14 protein-coding genes are annotated in these 14862 nt (G+C 72.8%); 7 read left to right on the forward strand and 7 right to left on the reverse strand.

Annotated features, from left to right (window positions below):
• Positions 1 to 78: 78 nt before the first annotated feature.
• A complete protein-coding gene (locus GAS53_RS30550) occupies positions 79 to 771 on the reverse strand; it encodes a GntR family transcriptional regulator (protein WP_151480964.1) in 693 nt (230 codons plus the stop codon).
• Between the two features lie 216 nt (positions 772 to 987).
• Here GAS53_RS30550 and GAS53_RS30555 point away from each other — a divergent pair, with 216 nt between their 5' ends.
• The 5 genes from GAS53_RS30555 to GAS53_RS30575 are packed head-to-tail and all read left to right on the forward strand — an operon-like array spanning position 988 to position 5398.
• Positions 988 to 2307: an MFS transporter gene (locus GAS53_RS30555; RefSeq protein ID WP_151480965.1), complete on the forward strand. Its 1320-nt coding sequence runs from the start codon at positions 988 to 990 to the stop codon at positions 2305 to 2307.
• Positions 2304 to 3134 carry a putative hydro-lyase gene (locus GAS53_RS30560; protein WP_151480966.1) on the forward strand — a complete coding sequence of 277 codons (831 nt, stop codon included), beginning with the start codon at positions 2304 to 2306 and terminating at the stop codon, positions 3132 to 3134. The genes GAS53_RS30555 and GAS53_RS30560 overlap by 4 nt, the downstream gene beginning before the upstream one ends.
• 19 nt (positions 3135 to 3153) lie before the next feature.
• Complete coding sequence (locus GAS53_RS30565; protein ID WP_151480967.1) at positions 3154 to 3912, forward strand: LamB/YcsF family protein; 759 nt, start codon at positions 3154 to 3156, stop codon at positions 3910 to 3912.
• Positions 3909 to 4526 (forward strand): 5-oxoprolinase subunit PxpB, encoded by a 618-nt coding sequence (gene pxpB, locus GAS53_RS30570; protein ID WP_151480968.1) that lies wholly within the window; start codon positions 3909 to 3911, stop codon positions 4524 to 4526. The genes GAS53_RS30565 and pxpB overlap by 4 nt, the downstream gene beginning before the upstream one ends.
• The gene (locus tag GAS53_RS30575) at positions 4523 to 5398 is read left to right on the forward strand and encodes a 5-oxoprolinase subunit C family protein (RefSeq protein WP_151480969.1); all 876 of its coding nucleotides are present in this window, start codon (positions 4523 to 4525) and stop codon (positions 5396 to 5398) included. The genes pxpB and GAS53_RS30575 overlap by 4 nt, the downstream gene beginning before the upstream one ends.
• Before the next feature lie 108 nt (positions 5399 to 5506).
• On the opposite strand, the gene GAS53_RS30580 is transcribed toward GAS53_RS30575, so the two are convergent.
• The 5 genes from GAS53_RS30580 to GAS53_RS30605 all read right to left on the reverse strand — a co-directional run bounded on the left by GAS53_RS30580 (position 5507) and on the right by GAS53_RS30605 (position 10992).
• Positions 5507 to 6361 (reverse strand): SGNH/GDSL hydrolase family protein, encoded by an 855-nt coding sequence (locus tag GAS53_RS30580; protein WP_151480970.1) that lies wholly within the window; start codon positions 6359 to 6361, stop codon positions 5507 to 5509.
• Complete coding sequence (locus GAS53_RS30585; RefSeq protein WP_151480971.1) at positions 6358 to 7551, reverse strand: glycosyltransferase; 1194 nt, start codon at positions 7549 to 7551, stop codon at positions 6358 to 6360. Before GAS53_RS30585 ends, GAS53_RS30580 begins: the two co-directional genes overlap by 4 nt.
• Positions 7548 to 8672 (reverse strand): glycosyltransferase family 4 protein, encoded by a 1125-nt coding sequence (locus GAS53_RS30590; RefSeq protein WP_151480972.1) that lies wholly within the window; start codon positions 8670 to 8672, stop codon positions 7548 to 7550. Before GAS53_RS30590 ends, GAS53_RS30585 begins: the two co-directional genes overlap by 4 nt.
• Positions 8673 to 8879: 207 nt before the next feature.
• The gene (locus GAS53_RS30595) at positions 8880 to 10298 is read right to left on the reverse strand and encodes a HEAT repeat domain-containing protein (RefSeq protein ID WP_151480973.1); all 1419 of its coding nucleotides are present in this window, start codon (positions 10296 to 10298) and stop codon (positions 8880 to 8882) included.
• A gap of 301 nt (positions 10299 to 10599) precedes the next feature.
• Entirely contained in the window at positions 10600 to 10992 is a 393-nt protein-coding gene (locus GAS53_RS30605) for an ankyrin repeat domain-containing protein (protein ID WP_151480974.1), read from the reverse strand.
• 315 nt (positions 10993 to 11307) lie between these two features.
• Here GAS53_RS30605 and GAS53_RS30610 point away from each other — a divergent pair, with 315 nt between their 5' ends.
• Positions 11308 to 11502 (forward strand): hypothetical protein, encoded by a 195-nt coding sequence (locus GAS53_RS30610; protein WP_151480975.1) that lies wholly within the window; start codon positions 11308 to 11310, stop codon positions 11500 to 11502.
• Between the two features lie 37 nt (positions 11503 to 11539).
• Positions 11540 to 13159 (forward strand): hypothetical protein, encoded by a 1620-nt coding sequence (locus tag GAS53_RS30615; RefSeq protein WP_151480976.1) that lies wholly within the window; start codon positions 11540 to 11542, stop codon positions 13157 to 13159.
• A 126-nt stretch (positions 13160 to 13285) separates the two neighbouring features.
• Here GAS53_RS30615 and GAS53_RS30620 read toward each other — a convergent pair whose 3' ends face one another.
• Positions 13286 to 14785 carry an SCO1417 family MocR-like transcription factor gene (locus GAS53_RS30620; RefSeq protein WP_151480977.1) on the reverse strand — a complete coding sequence of 500 codons (1500 nt, stop codon included), beginning with the start codon at positions 14783 to 14785 and terminating at the stop codon, positions 13286 to 13288.
• Positions 14786 to 14862 lie beyond the last annotated feature (77 nt).

Raw genomic sequence — 14862 nt, forward strand, 5'->3', positions numbered from 1 at the left:
GACTTTGGCTGGTCGCGCCCCGCGGCGGAGCCGCATATCGACACAGCCCCGCGCCCCCTTTGGGGACGCTCCCTCTGCTCAGTCGTCCTCCGCCACCCTGCGCCCGTAGACCTCCACGACCCTCTTCCTTGAGTCGTCGAGGTATATCGCGAGCAGGGTTTCCGCCTCCTGGCGGTCGCCGTCCTGCAGGGCCTGCAGTATCTGGCCGTTGCGGGCGAGATACGGCTCGTGCAGGCGCTTCGGGTCGTCCACGAGGTGGAAGGCGAGCCGCAGTTCGGCGAAGACGCTGCGCATCAGCTCGTCGGTGCGGACGCTGCCGGCCAGCGCGACCAGCTCCCGGTGGAAGTGGATGTTGGCGGTGCCCAGGCCTTTCCAGTCACTTTCGCGTGCCGCCCGCCGCCCGTCGGCGACGGCCTCGGCGAGACCGTCCAGGGCGTACGGCGGCTTGCCGAGTCCACGTACGACGGCGCATTCGACGAGGCCGCGGGTGCGGTAGATGTCCTCGACGTCCTCGACGCTCAGGACCCGTACGAAGACGCCCCGGTTGAGCTCGTGGACCAGCAGCCGCTCGTGCGTGAGCAGCCGGAACGCCTCACGCAGCGTGTTGCGCGAGACGCCGAGCGCCCCGCCGATGCTGTCCTCGGACAGGCGCGTACCGGGCGGGAAGTACCCCTCGGCGATCCGGCTCCTGAGGATGTCCGAGACCCGCTCGGCGGTGCTGGTGCGGCCCAGCAGCGCGCGGTCGTCCGCCAGTCCGTTCAGTTCGGCCACGCCCGAATTCAATCGCAGATACAAGAACGAAACAACATGGGTATTGAGGGATCGTTCAACGATCCTCTACCTTGCTAGTCAGGCACCGACCGCTCACTCCGGAGCCGACGGCTTCCGCACGCCACAGTTCGGCCCTTCACGCTCGGTACTTCAAGCGCTCCCGCACGGCACGGCTCAGTCCCCAGCACCCTCCCGTCCCACAACTGCGAGGTGCCCATGAGCACGACCCCTCCACCGCAGGCACTGACCACCGACACGCGCCCCGGAGCGGGTGAACCCACCGCCGACGAGGGCGCGTTCGCCTGGCTGCGGGCCCTGGGTCCGCGTGGCCGCCGTGCCTTCGGCGGCGCGTTCGGCGGCTATGCCCTGGACTCGTACGACTACTTCACGCTGCCGCTGAGCATGGTGGCCCTGGCCGCGTACTTCGGTCTCAACAGCGGCCAGACCGGGCTGTTCACGACCGTCACGCTGGTGGTGTCCGCGATCGGCGGCGCGGCCGCGGGTGTGATCGCGGACCGGATCGGGCGCGTCAAGGCGCTGATGATCACGGTCATCACGTACGCGGTCTTCACCGTGGCCTGCGGCTTCGCGCCCAACTACGAGACCCTGCTGGTTTTCCGGGCGCTTCAGGGGCTCGGTTTCGGCGGTGAGTGGGCGGTCGGCGCGATCCTGGTCGCCGAGTACGCGAGCCCCAAGCACCGGGGCCGTACGCTCGGCGCGATCCAGAGCTCCTGGGCCGTCGGCTGGGGACTCGCCGTGATCGTCTACACGATGGTCTTCCAGTTCCTGGACGACGACATCGCCTGGCGCGTGATGTTCTGGACCGGGGCGCTGCCGGCCCTGCTGGTCGTCTGGGTGCGCCGCAGCGTGCAGGACGCCCCGGAAGCGGCCGAGCGCCGCAAGAAGAGCCCCCAGAAGGGCTCGTTCACGGCCATCTTCAGGCCGGGCACCGCCGAGGCGCCGGGACTGCTGCGGACGACGATCTTCGCGGTCCTGCTCTCCACGGGCGTCCAGGGCGGCTACTACACGCTGGCCACCTGGGTTCCGACGTACCTGAAGACGGACCGCGGGCTGTCCGTCGTCGGCACCGGCGGCTACCTCACGTTCCTGATCTCGGGAGCCTTCATCGGCTACCTGACCGGCGGTTATCTCACCGACAGGCTGGGCCGCAAGCGCAACATCCTGCTCTTCGCGATCCTCTCGGCGATCTGCATCCTGGCCTACGCGAACATCCCGAGCGGCGCCAACACCCTTGTCCTCGTGCTCGGTTTCCCGCTCGGCTTCTGTATGTCGGCGATCTTCAGCGGCTTCGGCTCGTTCCTCAGCGAGTTGTACCCGACGGCAGTGCGCGGCACCGGGCAGGGCTTCACGTACAACACGGGCCGTGCCGTGGGCGCGGTCTTCCCGACGCTGGTCGGTTTCCTCGCCGACAGCTGGGGTGTCGGGGGCGCGCTGGTCTTCGGCGCGATCGGCTACGGTCTCGCGGCACTGGCTCTGATCGGTCTGCCCGAGACCCGTGGGAAGGAGCTTCTGTGAACCCGCCACCGAGTACACGGCACCGCGCCCTGAACCTCCTCGACGACCACGCGCACGCGTGGAGCCCGGCAGAGGCCCGCTCCCGCTTCCGTTCGGGCGTGTCGGGCCCCACGGCGGGCTGCGCGGCGGGCCACACCCAGGCGAACCTGATCTCGGTGCCCGCCGACTGGGCGTACGACATGCTGCTGTTCTGCCAGCGCAACCCGAAGCCCTGTCCGGTGCTCGACGTCACCGACGCCGGTTCCTGGACGACCGTCCTCGCCGACGGCGCCGATCTGCGCACCGATCTGCCGAGCTACCGGGTCTGGGAGCACGGCGAGTTGGTGGAGGAGCCCACGGACGTGGTGGCCCACTGGCGCGACGACCTCGTGTCGTTCCTCATCGGGTGCAGCTTCACCTTCGAGTGGGCGCTGACCGGGGCGGGCGTGCCGATGCGCCACATCGAGCAGGGGCGCAACGTCTCCATGTACGTGACGAGTCGTCAGTGCCGTCCCGCGGGGCGGCTGCACGGTCCCATGGTGGTGTCGATGCGCCCGGTGCCGCCCGAGCACCTGCCCGCCGCGATCCGGGAGACCAGCCTGCTGCCCGCGGTGCACGGCAGCCCGGTGTACTGCGGCGACCCGGGCGGCCTCGGCATCGAGGACCTCGGACGCCCCGATTTCGGCGATGCCGTGGACGTCGAACCGGACGACATCCCGGTGTTCTGGGCCTGCGGTGTGACGCCGCAGGCCGCGGTGATGGCTTCGCGCCCACCGTTCGCGATCACCCACGCGCCGGGCCAGATGTTCATCACCGACGCCCGCGACGAGCAGTACCGCGTCGCCTGACCGGAGGAACCAACACTCCATGACCCCGATCGATCTCAACGCCGACCTGGGCGAGGGCTTCGGCCGCTGGCACCTCACCGACGACGAACAGCTGCTGTCCGTCGTCACCAGCGCCAATGTGGCCTGCGGCTTCCACGCCGGGGACGCTGTCACCATGCGGCGGGTGTGCGAGCTGGCGGCCGAACGCGGCGTACGGATCGGCGCGCAGGTCTCCTACCGGGACCTGGCGGGCTTCGGGCGACGCGCGATGGACGTGCCGCCCGACGAGCTGGCGGCCGAAGTGGCGTACCAGATCGGCGCCTTGGAGGTCTTCACGCGCGCGGCGGGCGCGCGCGTCGCGTACGTCAAGCCGCACGGCGCGCTCTACAACCGCGTCGTGCACGACGAGGAGCAGGCGGGGGCGGTGGTCGACGGGGTGCTGCTCGCGGACGCCACGCTCCCCGTCCTCGGGCTGCCCGGCTCGCGCCTCCTCGACGTGGCCGAGAAGGCCGGACTCCCGGTCGTCACCGAGGCGTTCACGGACCGCGCTTACACGGACGAGGGCACGCTCGTGCCGCGCGGTGAGGAGGGTGCGGTGATCACCGACCCCGGCGCGGTCGTCGAGCGTTCCATGAGCCTCGCCCGCTTCGGTGTCGTCACGGCCCACTCCGGGCGTGACATCGCGGTACGGGCCCGCTCCTTGTGCCTGCACGGCGACACGCCCGGCGCGGTGGACCTGGCCCGCCAGGTCCGTGCGCGGCTCGAGGAGTCGGGCGTCCGGGTGGAGGCGTTCGTATGAGGGCACTGCCGGTCGGTGACCGTGCCCTGCTCGTCGAGGTGTCCACGGACGAGGAGGCCCAGGCCCTGCACGCGGACCTGCTGCGCCGCCGCTCGGAAGGCTCCCTCTCGGTGCGCGAGATCGTCCCCGCGGCCCGTACGGTCCTCCTGGACGGCATCGACGACCCCGCCCGACTCGCCGCGCAACTGACCACATCAAAGCTGCCGTCCGCTCTCCCGCGCGCGGCAGAGGTCGTGGAGATCCCCGTCCGCTACGACGGCCCGGACCTGGCTGACGTGGCCGAGCACTGGGACGTGTCGCCGGACGAGGTGGCGCGGATCCACGCGGCGGCCGAGTTCCGGGTCGCCTTCTGCGGGTTCGCGCCGGGTTTCGGCTATCTGACCGGGCTCCCGGCCCGCTACGGCGTGCCCCGGCACGCGACGCCCCGCACGACCGTTCCGGCGGGCTCCGTGGGGCTGGCGGGCCCGTACACGGGCGTGTACCCGCGCTCGTCACCAGGCGGTTGGCAGTTGATCGGCACGACGGACGCGGTGCTGTGGGACCACGCGCGCGTGCCGGCCGCGCTGCTGTCGCCGGGCACGCCGGTCCGCTTCGTGCCGGTGGGCTCCCGATGACGGACCGCGCGCTCGTCGTCGTACGCGCCGGGGCGCTGACCACCGTGCAGGACCAGGGGCGGCCCGGCCACGCGCACCTGGGCGTACCGCGCTCCGGCGCACTGGACGCGCCCGCCGCCGCCCTGGTCAACCGGCTCGTCGGCAATCCGCCCGAGGCGGCCCTCCTGGAGACCACGCTCAACGGCTGTGACGTACGGCCGCGTTCAGCGGTGACCGTCGCCCTCGGCGGTGCCCCGTGTCCGGTCTCCGTGGACGGACGCCCGGTCGCCTGGGGCGCGCCGGTGCGCGTGCCGGCCGGGGCGCTGCTGTCCGTGGGGACCGCGGTCTCCGGAGTACGCAGTTATGTGGGCGTGTCGGGCGGAGTGACCGTCGAGCCGGTGCTCGGCAGCCGGTCGACGGATCTGCTGTCCGGCCTCGGCCCGCCGCCGCTCACCGACGGAATGGTGCTCCCCCTGGGGAGGCCGATCGGCCCCCACGCGCGCGTGGACGTCGTTCCGCAGCCGCGCCCTCCGGTCGAACTCGTCCTACGAGTGATGCTCGGCCCGCGCGACGACTGGTTCACCGCCGCGGCCGTGCACACCCTCACCACGCACACCTACCGGGTGTCCTCGGCGAGCAACCGCATCGGCCTGCGCACGGAGGGGCCCGCTCTGGAGCGGGCGCTTCCGGGCGAACTGCCCAGCGAAGGAATGGTGTTGGGTGCCATCCAAGTTCCCCCGGACGGCAGACCCGTCGTGTTCCTCGCCGACCACCCGACCACCGGGGGGTACCCGGTCATCGCGGTGACCCACCCCGCGGACCTACCCGCCACCGCCCAGGCCGTACCGGGGACGCCGGTGCGGTTCGTGGCAGTACGCAATCGAACGCGCTGAGCCGCGCCCCGTAAGGGGCGCGGGGCTGTATCCGATGTGCGGCTCCGCCGCGTGGGCGCGCCCAGCCACAACAAACCCGCACCCAACAACGGCCCAACCCGCGGAGCGCTACGCCGCGTCAGGCTGCTCCGTCACCGACAGCGCCGCCAGCGCCGCCGCCACCGCGTGGGACGCGCTGAGGTCGAGGCGGGCGCTGGTGCCCCGGGCGCGGTGACGGATCTCGTCGGCGGCCAGGGTGAGGAGTTGGGGCAGCAGGTCGGTGCAGCGGCGGGCCACCCACCCGGTCCCGGCGGTGGCCAGCCACCACAGGCTCGCCGACCGGGTGGGCTCGGGGAACTCGGGCTCGGGGGACGGCACGGCTCCCGTGGCGATGTCCTCGCGCGCGAGGAGCCCGTGGAAGTGCAGGGCGAGCTGCCGGTGCCCCCGCTCGCCCGGGTGCAGCCGGTCCGCGCTCCACATGGCCCGGTCGGTGACCCAGTCCCCTTCCGCGGCGTGCAGATGAACCGCGCCGTACCGCTCGGACAGCGCGTGCACGACCGCGTTGACGGCCCGCTGACGCCGTGCGAGCGGCCGGGCCAGCGCCCCGGGCAGTCCCAGCATCGCGCCCGGGTCGGGCAGGCACGCGGTCAGCAGGACCGCGCCCTGCCCGGTGAAGGCCGCGTACACCTCGTCGAGCCGTTCGGCCACGGCGCGGATGTCGAAGGTGCAGCGCAGGGTGTCGTTGACGCCGATGACGACCGAGGCGATGTCCGGCCGTTCGGCCAGCGCGGCCGGGGTCTGGCGTTCCAGGACGTCACGCGTCTGGGCGCCGCTGACCGCGAAGTTGACGAACTCCACGGGCGCGTCGGCCGGAGCGATCCCGGCGGCGAGCAGCGCGGCCCAGCCGCGCCACCCCTCGCCCACCGGATCGCCCACCCCTTCCGTGAGGGAGTCACCCAGCGCCACGAACCGCAGGGGTCTCATCCGACGCCCTCCCGAGCCCGTTCCACGGGGCGGGCGGCCGCGGGCGACTCGGACCGCCCCACGCGGACCGGGGCGTCGTGCGCGGTGAGGAACGCCTCGACGGCGGCCGGCCAGCCGAAACACGCCGCACGCGCGCGTGCCGCCTCCCGCCGCTCACTCTCGGGACGGTCCAGCAGCATCCGTACGGCGTCCGCGAAGGCCTCTCCGTTGTCCGCGGCGGTGGCTCCGGCGGAGCCGATGACCTCGGGGAGGGCGGAGGAGGCGCTGGCGACGACGGGCGTGCCGCAGGCCATCGCCTCCAGGGCGGCGAGCCCGAAGGTCTCGGCAGGTCCAGGAGCCAGGCACACGTCGGCGGAGGCCTGCAGACCGCCGAGGAGTGCCCGGTCGGAGACATGTCCGAGGAAGGTGACCGGCAACCGCCGTTCACGCGCCCGCTGTTCGAGCCTGGCCCGCAGCGGCCCGTCACCGGCCACGACGAGCACGGCGCGCTGCCCGCGACGCAGCAGCGCCTCCAGGGCGTCCAGCGCCGTACCGGGCCGCTTCTCGACGGACAGCCGCGAGCACATCACCAGCAGCACCTCGTCCACGCGCGCGTGCCGGGCGCGCAGCCCCGGGTCCCGCAGCGAGGGGTGCCGGCCCTCCATGTCGACGCCCAGCGGGGCGCGTACGACATTGCGCGCCCCGATGCGGACGAACTCACGCTCCGCGAACTCGGTCGTGCACACCACCCGTGAATAGTGGTGTGCGGTACGGAGGTTGAGGGCGTCCGAGGCCCGCCGGGCCATGCCCTCCGACAGGCCCCAGGTGCGCAGCACGCCGTCGGCGGTCTCGTGCGAGACCATCACCGCGGGCACACGGGCACGCCGCGCCCAGACGCCGGTCCAGCGCAGCGTCGTACGGTCGGAGACCTCGAGCCGGTCGGGCGCGAGGGCCTCCAGGAGACCGGCCACGCGTCGCTTGTCGGTGAGGACGCGGTAGCCGCCGGTGCCGGGCAGCAGCGGACCCGGCAGGGTGATCACCCGCCCCTGCTCGGTCTCGCGGTCCGAGCCGCGCTCGCCGGGCACGATCAGCACGGGCTCGTGCCCGGCCGCCCGGTATCCGGCGCCGAGTTCGCGCAGCGCGGTCCGCAGTCCGCCCGAGGCGGGGGCGACGAAGTTGGCGAGCCGGACGATCCGCAGGGAGCCGCTCATGCCGCCACCACCGTCCGTCCGGCGAGCACGTCGGCGTAGTGCCCGATGAGCTGGTCCCCGACGGCCGCCCAGGTGCGGCCCTCGACGGTACGGCGCGCTTCGGCGCCGTACGCGGCCCGCAGCGCGGGATCGGAGGCGAGCGACCACACCGCGTCGCGCACGGCGGCCGCGTCGCGCGGCGGGACGAGCAGTCCGGTCCGCCCGTGCGCCACCAGGTCGAGCGGACCGCCCGCGGCGGGGGCGACGACCGGGACGCCGCTGGCCATCGCCTCCTGAACGGTCTGGCAGAAGGTCTCGAACGGCCCGGTGTGCACGAAGACGTCCAACGAGGCGAAGATCCGGGCGAGTTCGTCGCCGGTGCGCCGGCCCAGGAAGACGGCTCCGGGGAGCGCCTGGGTCAGGCTGGGCTGGCTCGGGCCGTCACCCACGACGACCACGCGTACGCCGTCCAGGGCGCAGGCTCCGGCGAGGAGTTCGACCTGCTTCTCGGGGGCGAGCCGGCCGACGTAGCCGACGATCAGCTCGCCGTTGGGGGCGAGTTCACGGCGAAGAGTGTCGTCCCGGTGTTCTGGCCGGAAACGGACGGTGTCGACTCCGCGCGGCCACAGGCGCACCCGGGGCACACCGTGTGCCTCCAGGTCGTGCAGGGCCGCGCTGGACGGGGCGAGGGTGATGTCGGCGGCGGCGTGGACCGAGCGGATACGGCGCCAGGCGGCCGCCTCGCCGGCGTGTACGTAGGTGCGGGCGTATCCGGCGAGGTCGGTCTGGTAGACGGCCACGGCCGGGATGCCGAGCCGGGTGGCGGCGGCCATGCCGCGGACGCCGAGGATGAAGGGGCTGGCCAGGTGGACCATGTCGGCGCGGTGTTCGACGATCGCCGCGGCGACGCGTCGGCTGGGGAGGGCGACGCGGACCTGGGGGTAGCCGGGGAGCGGTAGGGAGGGGACACGGACGACGGGGCACGGCGCGAGGGCGTCGGGCCCGTTCCCGGCGGCGGTGGCCGGGGCGACGACGATGGGGGCGTGACCGCGATCGACGAGGTGCCGGGCGGTCTGGAGCGCGCAGTGGGCCACGCCGTTCACATCGGGGGGAAAGGATTCGGTCACGATGACGACACGCATACCGGTGTTGTCGCCGTACTGGACGTGGCCGCGTCAACGTGGATCTTTCCGAACGAGGAACGTCCCATGAGCGTTGCGCTCCGCGCGCCCCCTCATCACGGACCGGTCACGCTCCGGCGTCCGGGCCCGTACCAACGGGATACGGGCCGGCGACGGAACTCTCACACAGGGGTCGCATCCGGGTTCGCGCGGTGCGCCCTCCCGGCCTCACACGGCGGACGCGTCCGGCCCGATCCGACTGCGTACCGCGGTCTGTACGTCGGCCTCCTCGGCCGGATCGGCGGCGAGCCGCCGGAGCTGGTCGACCACCCGGGCGTCCCCGGTCTCGGCGTGCCTCGCGGCGACCTCGCGCGTGGACTCCTCGCAGTCCCAGAGGCACTCGACGGCGAATCCGGCCGGGAAGGAGGGATCGGTGGCGGCCAGCGCACGGGCCGCGCGCCCGCGCAGATGGGACGAGGCTGTCTCCCGGTACACATGCCGCAGTACGGGAGCGGCGTTGGCGATGCCGAGCCGTCCGGCGCCGTCGACGAGGGTCCACAGGGTCGGCGCGTCCGGCCCCTCGCCCCGTACGGCCTCGCGGAGAGCGCCCAGGACGAGCTCGCTGTCCTGTGCGCCGCCCCGGCAGGCGAGGACGCGCCCGGCGGCCTCTCCGAGGGCGTCGGGCCGGTGGGCCCAGCCGCGCGCCCGCTCCACGGCGGCGATGGACCGCATCCGCTCGAACGCGTCCACGGCGGCGTCCACGACGAGCCGTGAGCCGGAGGCCTGGGCGGCCTCGATCAGATCGAGTGCGTCGGGATCGTGGCTGTCGGCGAGATAGCGCAGCGCCGTACAGCGGGCGCCGTCGTCTCCGGTCCGGGCTGCCTCGACGATCTCGGGGCGGTCCTCGGGTCCGGCGACGGCCGTGAGACAGCGCGCGGCCGGGACATGCAGTGCGGCTCCGCGCTCGATGCCCTGTTGGGCCCATTCGAAGACGGCACGCACGCTCCACCCCGGGCGGGGCCCGGACGGTCGCATCTGCCGTTGCCATCGGTCGAAGGAGCCTGCCTCCTGGGCGCCGCGCACGCGTGCGCCGATGGATTCGCGGGGATCGTCGGCCCACAGCCGCCAGGGCCGGGGTTCGAAGGAGTCCCGTACGACCGCGGCCAGTTCGGCCTCGCCTTCGGGATCGGCGGGGAACCTGGCGAGGACGGGAGCCGCGAGGGCGCGCAGACCGGCGTCGTCGTCGCGAAGCGCCAGTTCGTCGAGGGCCCAGGCCCAGTTGGCGCCGCAGGCGGCGTATCGCCTGAGCAGTTCGAGGGCGTCCCGCCTGCCGTACGAGGCGAGATGGCCGAGGACCGCAAGCGAGAGGCCCGTGCGTGACTCGTCCGTGTCGAGGACGTCCTCGGCGTCGAAGAGGTGCGCCTCGATCTCGTCGAGCTCACCGTTCAGGTCGAGGACAAGACGGGCGTAGTAGAGGGAGCGGTTCTCCACCTGCCAGTCGTGGCGGGGGTCGCGCAGCACACAGTGGTTCAGCGCCGCGAGCGCTTCGGCGCGCGGTGCGGTGAGCGCGTGCAGCGTGCCGTCGCCGCGGCCCCTCTGGAGCAGGCCGAGCAGCGTACCGCTGGGCGCTATGACCGGATCGAACATGGGAAACAGCCTCACATCAAGCGTCGACGCAACCGGGGATCCTGCTTTACCTGGCCGCGTGACAACACGTCGGGGCGCCCGCCGTTTCCTGCTTGCTGTAGACCATCTTCCTCTGCCTCTCGTCGGTGGCCCGTGCGGGCCGCATCACGGTCCGCGCGGTGCGGCAACACCTGCCCAGCCATCGCGTCCGTGAATCACGACGTCATGATGACCCAGCGGTTCTCGCTGCCGCGACCGCATTTCCGGCGGCCCCGTACCGCCTCCCCCAAAATTGTTGTTTCGCCTGGTCAGGGCGGTCGGTTCAGTACGCGCCGAACAGGTCGAGCAATTCGGCCTTGCCGAACATACGAGCTGTGTCGACGGCGGAGGGCGTGCCCGCGGAGGGGTCGGCGCCCGCGTCCAGCAGGGCCCGGATCACCTCGTCCTCCCCCTTGAAGACGGCTCCGGCGAGCGGGGTCTGGCCCCGGTCGTTGATGCGGTCGGCCTCGGCGCCGCGCTCCAGGAGGGCGCGTACGGCGTCGGCGTGGCCGTGGTAGGCGGCGAGCATCACGAGCGAGTCGCCACGGTCGTTGGTGAGGTTGGCCGGAACGCCCGCGTCGACGTACGCCACAAGCGCCTCGGTCTGCCCCTGCCGGGCCAGATCGAAGATCTTGGTCGCCAGCTCCACGACCTCGGGGTCGGGGGCTTCACTCATCGGCCGGACCGCCTCTCACTGCGAGAACACTGCGACAACGAACGGGACTGCGAGAACGTGCGGCCGTCAGCGGTGCGGCCGTACGAGTGAATCGCCAGCGTACTGGCTCCGCGGGCACATGACCGGGCCCGACCGAGGCAAAGATCACCACGAATGCGGCAAACCGTCGAGCGACCGCCCTGGTGGCCCAGCAGGACAGAGCCACCAGGATGAAATAAGTGGAAATTCACTCAGTTGCACCTTTTATCGTATGGATACATGCTGTGAGCCTGGAAGTACTCATGGTGACTGTCCCCATCGACCAGGAGAACTCTCATGATCCTCTCCATCTCAGGTGTAGTCCTGCTCGGCGTCATCGTCTTCCTCTTCTTCCGCAAGGACGGCCTCAAGGCCTCGCACGCGCTGGTCTGCGCCCTCTTCGGGTTCTACCTCGCCGGCACGGCCATCGCACCGAGCATCCAGGCCGGCGGCGCGAGCCTGGCCAGCCTGCTCGGCGGGATCAAGTTCTGACCCCCAGCCCGCTCGCACGCACCTCCAGGAGACAGCAGTGGCCCGGCGCCCTCTCCCCCGCATCGTGAGTACCGGCAGCGCACACATCGCCCGTAGCCGGGACCTGGCCCGGACGGCCGCCGACAGTGCCACCGACGTCCTCCACCCGCTGATCACGGTCACTCGTGGACTGCGCCGACTGGCAGCCGCCGGGCGGCGCAAGTGGGCGGACACCCCCAAGGACCGACGCGGGCCCCTGCTGTTCCTGGTGGCCTCGGTCGTCCTGGTCGTGGCCCTCGTGCCGTACGGACCGCTGCTCGCCGTCATCGCCCTGATGGGGGCAGCCGCGTGGCGGGGCCGGGACCGCACGCCCGGGCCGACGGGGCCCGACGAGGCGCAGACCAAGCGCCTGGAATCGCTCTACGAAGCGCTCGTCCCGTACTTCTCGGTCCCCGAGGATCCAGAGCCCCTCTACGCCCACGGCGGGGACTGGGCGAAGGCCTTCGCCTCGTACGAGTTCGACGGCACCGGCCGTGTCTCACACCTCTCGATCCGCTACCCCGCGTACTTCACGGACGGGGAGGCGGACGCCCGAGCCCGTATCGAACAGCTGCTGCACGCCAAGTCGGGCCGCGGGCGCGAGTACCGCTTCGAGTGGGACGAGGAGGGCAACCAGCTCACCGTGACGGTCCTGCCGCCGCTGCCCACCGACGTCGCCGCCCAGCGATTCGTCACGGCTCCCGGCGAGACCGTCCTCGGCTTCACCGACCCGGCCGGCGTCCAGCGCACGCTCCCGCTCACCTTCGGCGAGGAGCGGCGGGACGTCCCGCCGGTCGTCTGGCGCACCGGCGTGCGCTCGACCGAGCCGCACCTGCTCGCGATCGGCGGACCCGGCAGCGGCACGACCACCCTCCTGCGCTCCGTGGCGCTCCAGGCCCTCCAGCACGGCGACGTACTGATCGTCGAGGGCGGCGGCACCGGCGAGTTCGCGTGTCTCACGGGCCGCGACGGCGTGCTGGCCGTCGAATGCGGTCTGGCGGGTGCGCTGGCCGGCCTGGAGTGGGCGGCGCACGAGACGGAGCGCCGCCTCATCGCCGCGAACCGGGCCCGGCAGGCGGGCCTCACCCCGCCGGAGGACACGAGGCGTCCCCTCTGGCTCCTCCTGGACCGCCCGACCGCGCTCGGCCACCTCGCGGCGGCCGACAACCGCCAGGACCCGCAGGCCCTCCTCCAGGTGCCGCTGCGTCACGGCCGCGCCGCCGGTGTGACGGTGGTGGTGGCCGAGCAGTTCGACGCCATGGAGTCCCTGAGTGACGCGGTACGGGGGCACACGCGCGCGCGTGTCGTCCTCGGCCCGGCGTCGACGGATCAGCTCGAAGCGGTCCTCGGGTCGCGCCCGCCCACCACTCCGACGCACGACGTGCCGCCGGGCCGCGGCTACGCCCGGCTGGGCGCGGGCCCGGTCCACCGCCTCCAGGTACCGGCGACCCCGGACCCTTACGACGAGGCGACGAGCGAGACCCACCGCCGGGCGGTGCTCGGTCTGCTGCCGGGGCGCACGACTCCGGCGGCCGCGGCACCGGCGGACACAGCCCCGGAAGACTCCGTGGACACAGCCCCCGCACACCCCGTAAGGATCACCTCGCCAGGCCCGGTGGGCGTCCCCGCGGAAGGCTGAGCGCGGGGCCCCACGCCGTGAACCACGCGGGCCGCCGCCACGCCTCGAACCACACGGGCGCGGGGGCACCACGCCACGAACCACGCGAGCAAGGGGGACTCATCGCGACGCGAACAGCGCAGGGCGTCACGCCACGAACGTGCGCGGCGTCTGTGTCCCTCCGTTCCCTCCCGCCTCCACCAGCCGGGCCGCTGCGGCCAGTCGCGCGGCGGCTTCGTCGGCCACCGCGCCACCGACGGTGAACGGCAGCCGCACATAGCCTTCGAAGGCCCCGTCCACTCCGAAGCGCGGTCCCGACGGCACACGCACGCCCACCCGCTCGCCGGCCTCGGCCAGCCGCGAACCGGACAGGCCCCCGGTACGCACCCACAGGGTGAGCCCGCCGCGCGGCACGTCGAACTCCCAGCCGGGCAGCTCGCGGCGGATGGCCGCCACGAGCGCGTCGCGGTTCTCGCGGGCCTGGGTCCGCCGGATGTCCACGGCCTGCTCCCATCCACCTGTGCTGAGCAGCCAGTTCACGGCGAGCTGCTCCAGGACGGGGGTGCCGAGGTCGGCGTACGCGCGCGCGGAGACCAGACTGCGTATGACGTCGGGCGCGGCCCGTACCCAACCGATCCGCATGCCCGCCCAGAACGCCTTGCTGGCCGAGCCGACCGTGATGACCGTGGAGCCGGCCGGGTCGAACCCGCAGACGGGGCGCGGCAGTTCGGGCCCGTCGTCCAGATGCAGCTCGCTCATGGTCTCGTCCACGACCAGCACGGTGCCGGCGGACCGCGCCGCGTCGACGAGTCGCCGCCGCTGGTCCTCGTCGGCGAGCGCGCCTGTCGGGTTGTGGAAGTCCGCGACGACGTACGCGAGCCGGGGTGCCGCGTCGCGCAACACCTGCCGCCAGCGGTCCATGTCCCAGCCCGTGAGGCCCTCGGCCATGGCGACGGGCACCAGACGGGCCCCGGCCTCACGCATCAGCTGGAGGATGTTGGCGTACGAGGGCGACTCGACGGCGATGCGCTCGCCGCGCCCGGCGAAGAGGTGGCAGATGGCGTCGATGGCGCCCATGGCTCCCGTGGTCACCATGATCTGCTCGGGCATGGTCGGAATGCCGCGCGCGGTGTACCGCTCGGCGAGCATCTCGCGCAGTGCGGGCAGCCCGGCCGGATAGTCGCCGTGCGTGTGGGCGTACGGCGGGAGCTCCTCGAGCGCGCCCTGGACGGCGCGCGTCAGCCAGGGTTCGGGCGCGGGCAGGGCCGCGCAGCCGAGGTCGATCATGGAGCCGAGGGCCTCGGGCGGCAGGGGTTCCAGGCCGCGCGCGGGCAGCGGGTTCCCGGCCGGTACGGCGGTCCAGCTGCCCGCTCCTCTGCGGGACTCCAGGAACCCCTCGGCGCGCAGCGCTTCGTAGGCGGCCGCCACGGTGGTGCGGCTGACGGAGAGGGAGAGGGCCAGCTCGCGCTCGGCGGGCAGCCGCGCGGCGACGGGGACGCGTCCTTCGAGGACGAGCAGCCGGATGCCGTCGGCGAGGGCGCGGTAGGCGGGCGGGCGGCGCGTGCCGGGGCCCGCCGGGCGCTCCTGCTGGGAGTTGAGCAGCCGGGCGAGCTGAGCGGCACCCACTGCCGAGGTCCACTGCGCCATGATTTCCAGTCCACCTTCCCCGAATTGGCCATGGAAGAGGTTTCTTCTCAAGCCACAGAGTGTCACGAGTCAGGCCA

This window comes from Streptomyces albicerus (genome assembly GCF_008905045.1).
In the GTDB taxonomy this organism is placed as follows: domain Bacteria; phylum Actinomycetota; class Actinomycetes; order Streptomycetales; family Streptomycetaceae; genus Streptomyces; species Streptomyces albicerus.

Bases quoted from the DNA above. Each gene is read 5' to 3' on its own strand.
- GAS53_RS30605 (WP_151480974.1), bottom strand. From the start codon at position 10,992: ATGAGTGAAGCCCCCGACCCCGAGGTCGTGGAGCTGGCGACCAAGATC.
- pxpB (WP_151480968.1), top strand. From the start codon at position 3,909: ATGAGGGCACTGCCGGTCGGTGACCGTGCCCTGCTCGTCGAGGTGTCC.
- GAS53_RS30610 (WP_151480975.1), top strand. From the start codon at position 11,308: ATGATCCTCTCCATCTCAGGTGTAGTCCTGCTCGGCGTCATCGTCTTC.
- GAS53_RS30595 (WP_151480973.1), bottom strand. From the start codon at position 10,298: ATGTTCGATCCGGTCATAGCGCCCAGCGGTACGCTGCTCGGCCTGCTC.
- GAS53_RS30565 (WP_151480967.1), top strand. From the start codon at position 3,154: ATGACCCCGATCGATCTCAACGCCGACCTGGGCGAGGGCTTCGGCCGC.
- GAS53_RS30575 (WP_151480969.1), top strand. From the start codon at position 4,523: ATGACGGACCGCGCGCTCGTCGTCGTACGCGCCGGGGCGCTGACCACC.
- GAS53_RS30590 (WP_151480972.1), bottom strand. From the start codon at position 8,672: ATGCGTGTCGTCATCGTGACCGAATCCTTTCCCCCCGATGTGAACGGC.
- GAS53_RS30580 (WP_151480970.1), bottom strand. From the start codon at position 6,361: ATGAGACCCCTGCGGTTCGTGGCGCTGGGTGACTCCCTCACGGAAGGG.
- GAS53_RS30585 (WP_151480971.1), bottom strand. From the start codon at position 7,551: ATGAGCGGCTCCCTGCGGATCGTCCGGCTCGCCAACTTCGTCGCCCCC.
- GAS53_RS30620 (WP_151480977.1), bottom strand. From the start codon at position 14,785: ATGGCGCAGTGGACCTCGGCAGTGGGTGCCGCTCAGCTCGCCCGGCTG.
- GAS53_RS30555 (WP_151480965.1), top strand. From the start codon at position 988: ATGAGCACGACCCCTCCACCGCAGGCACTGACCACCGACACGCGCCCC.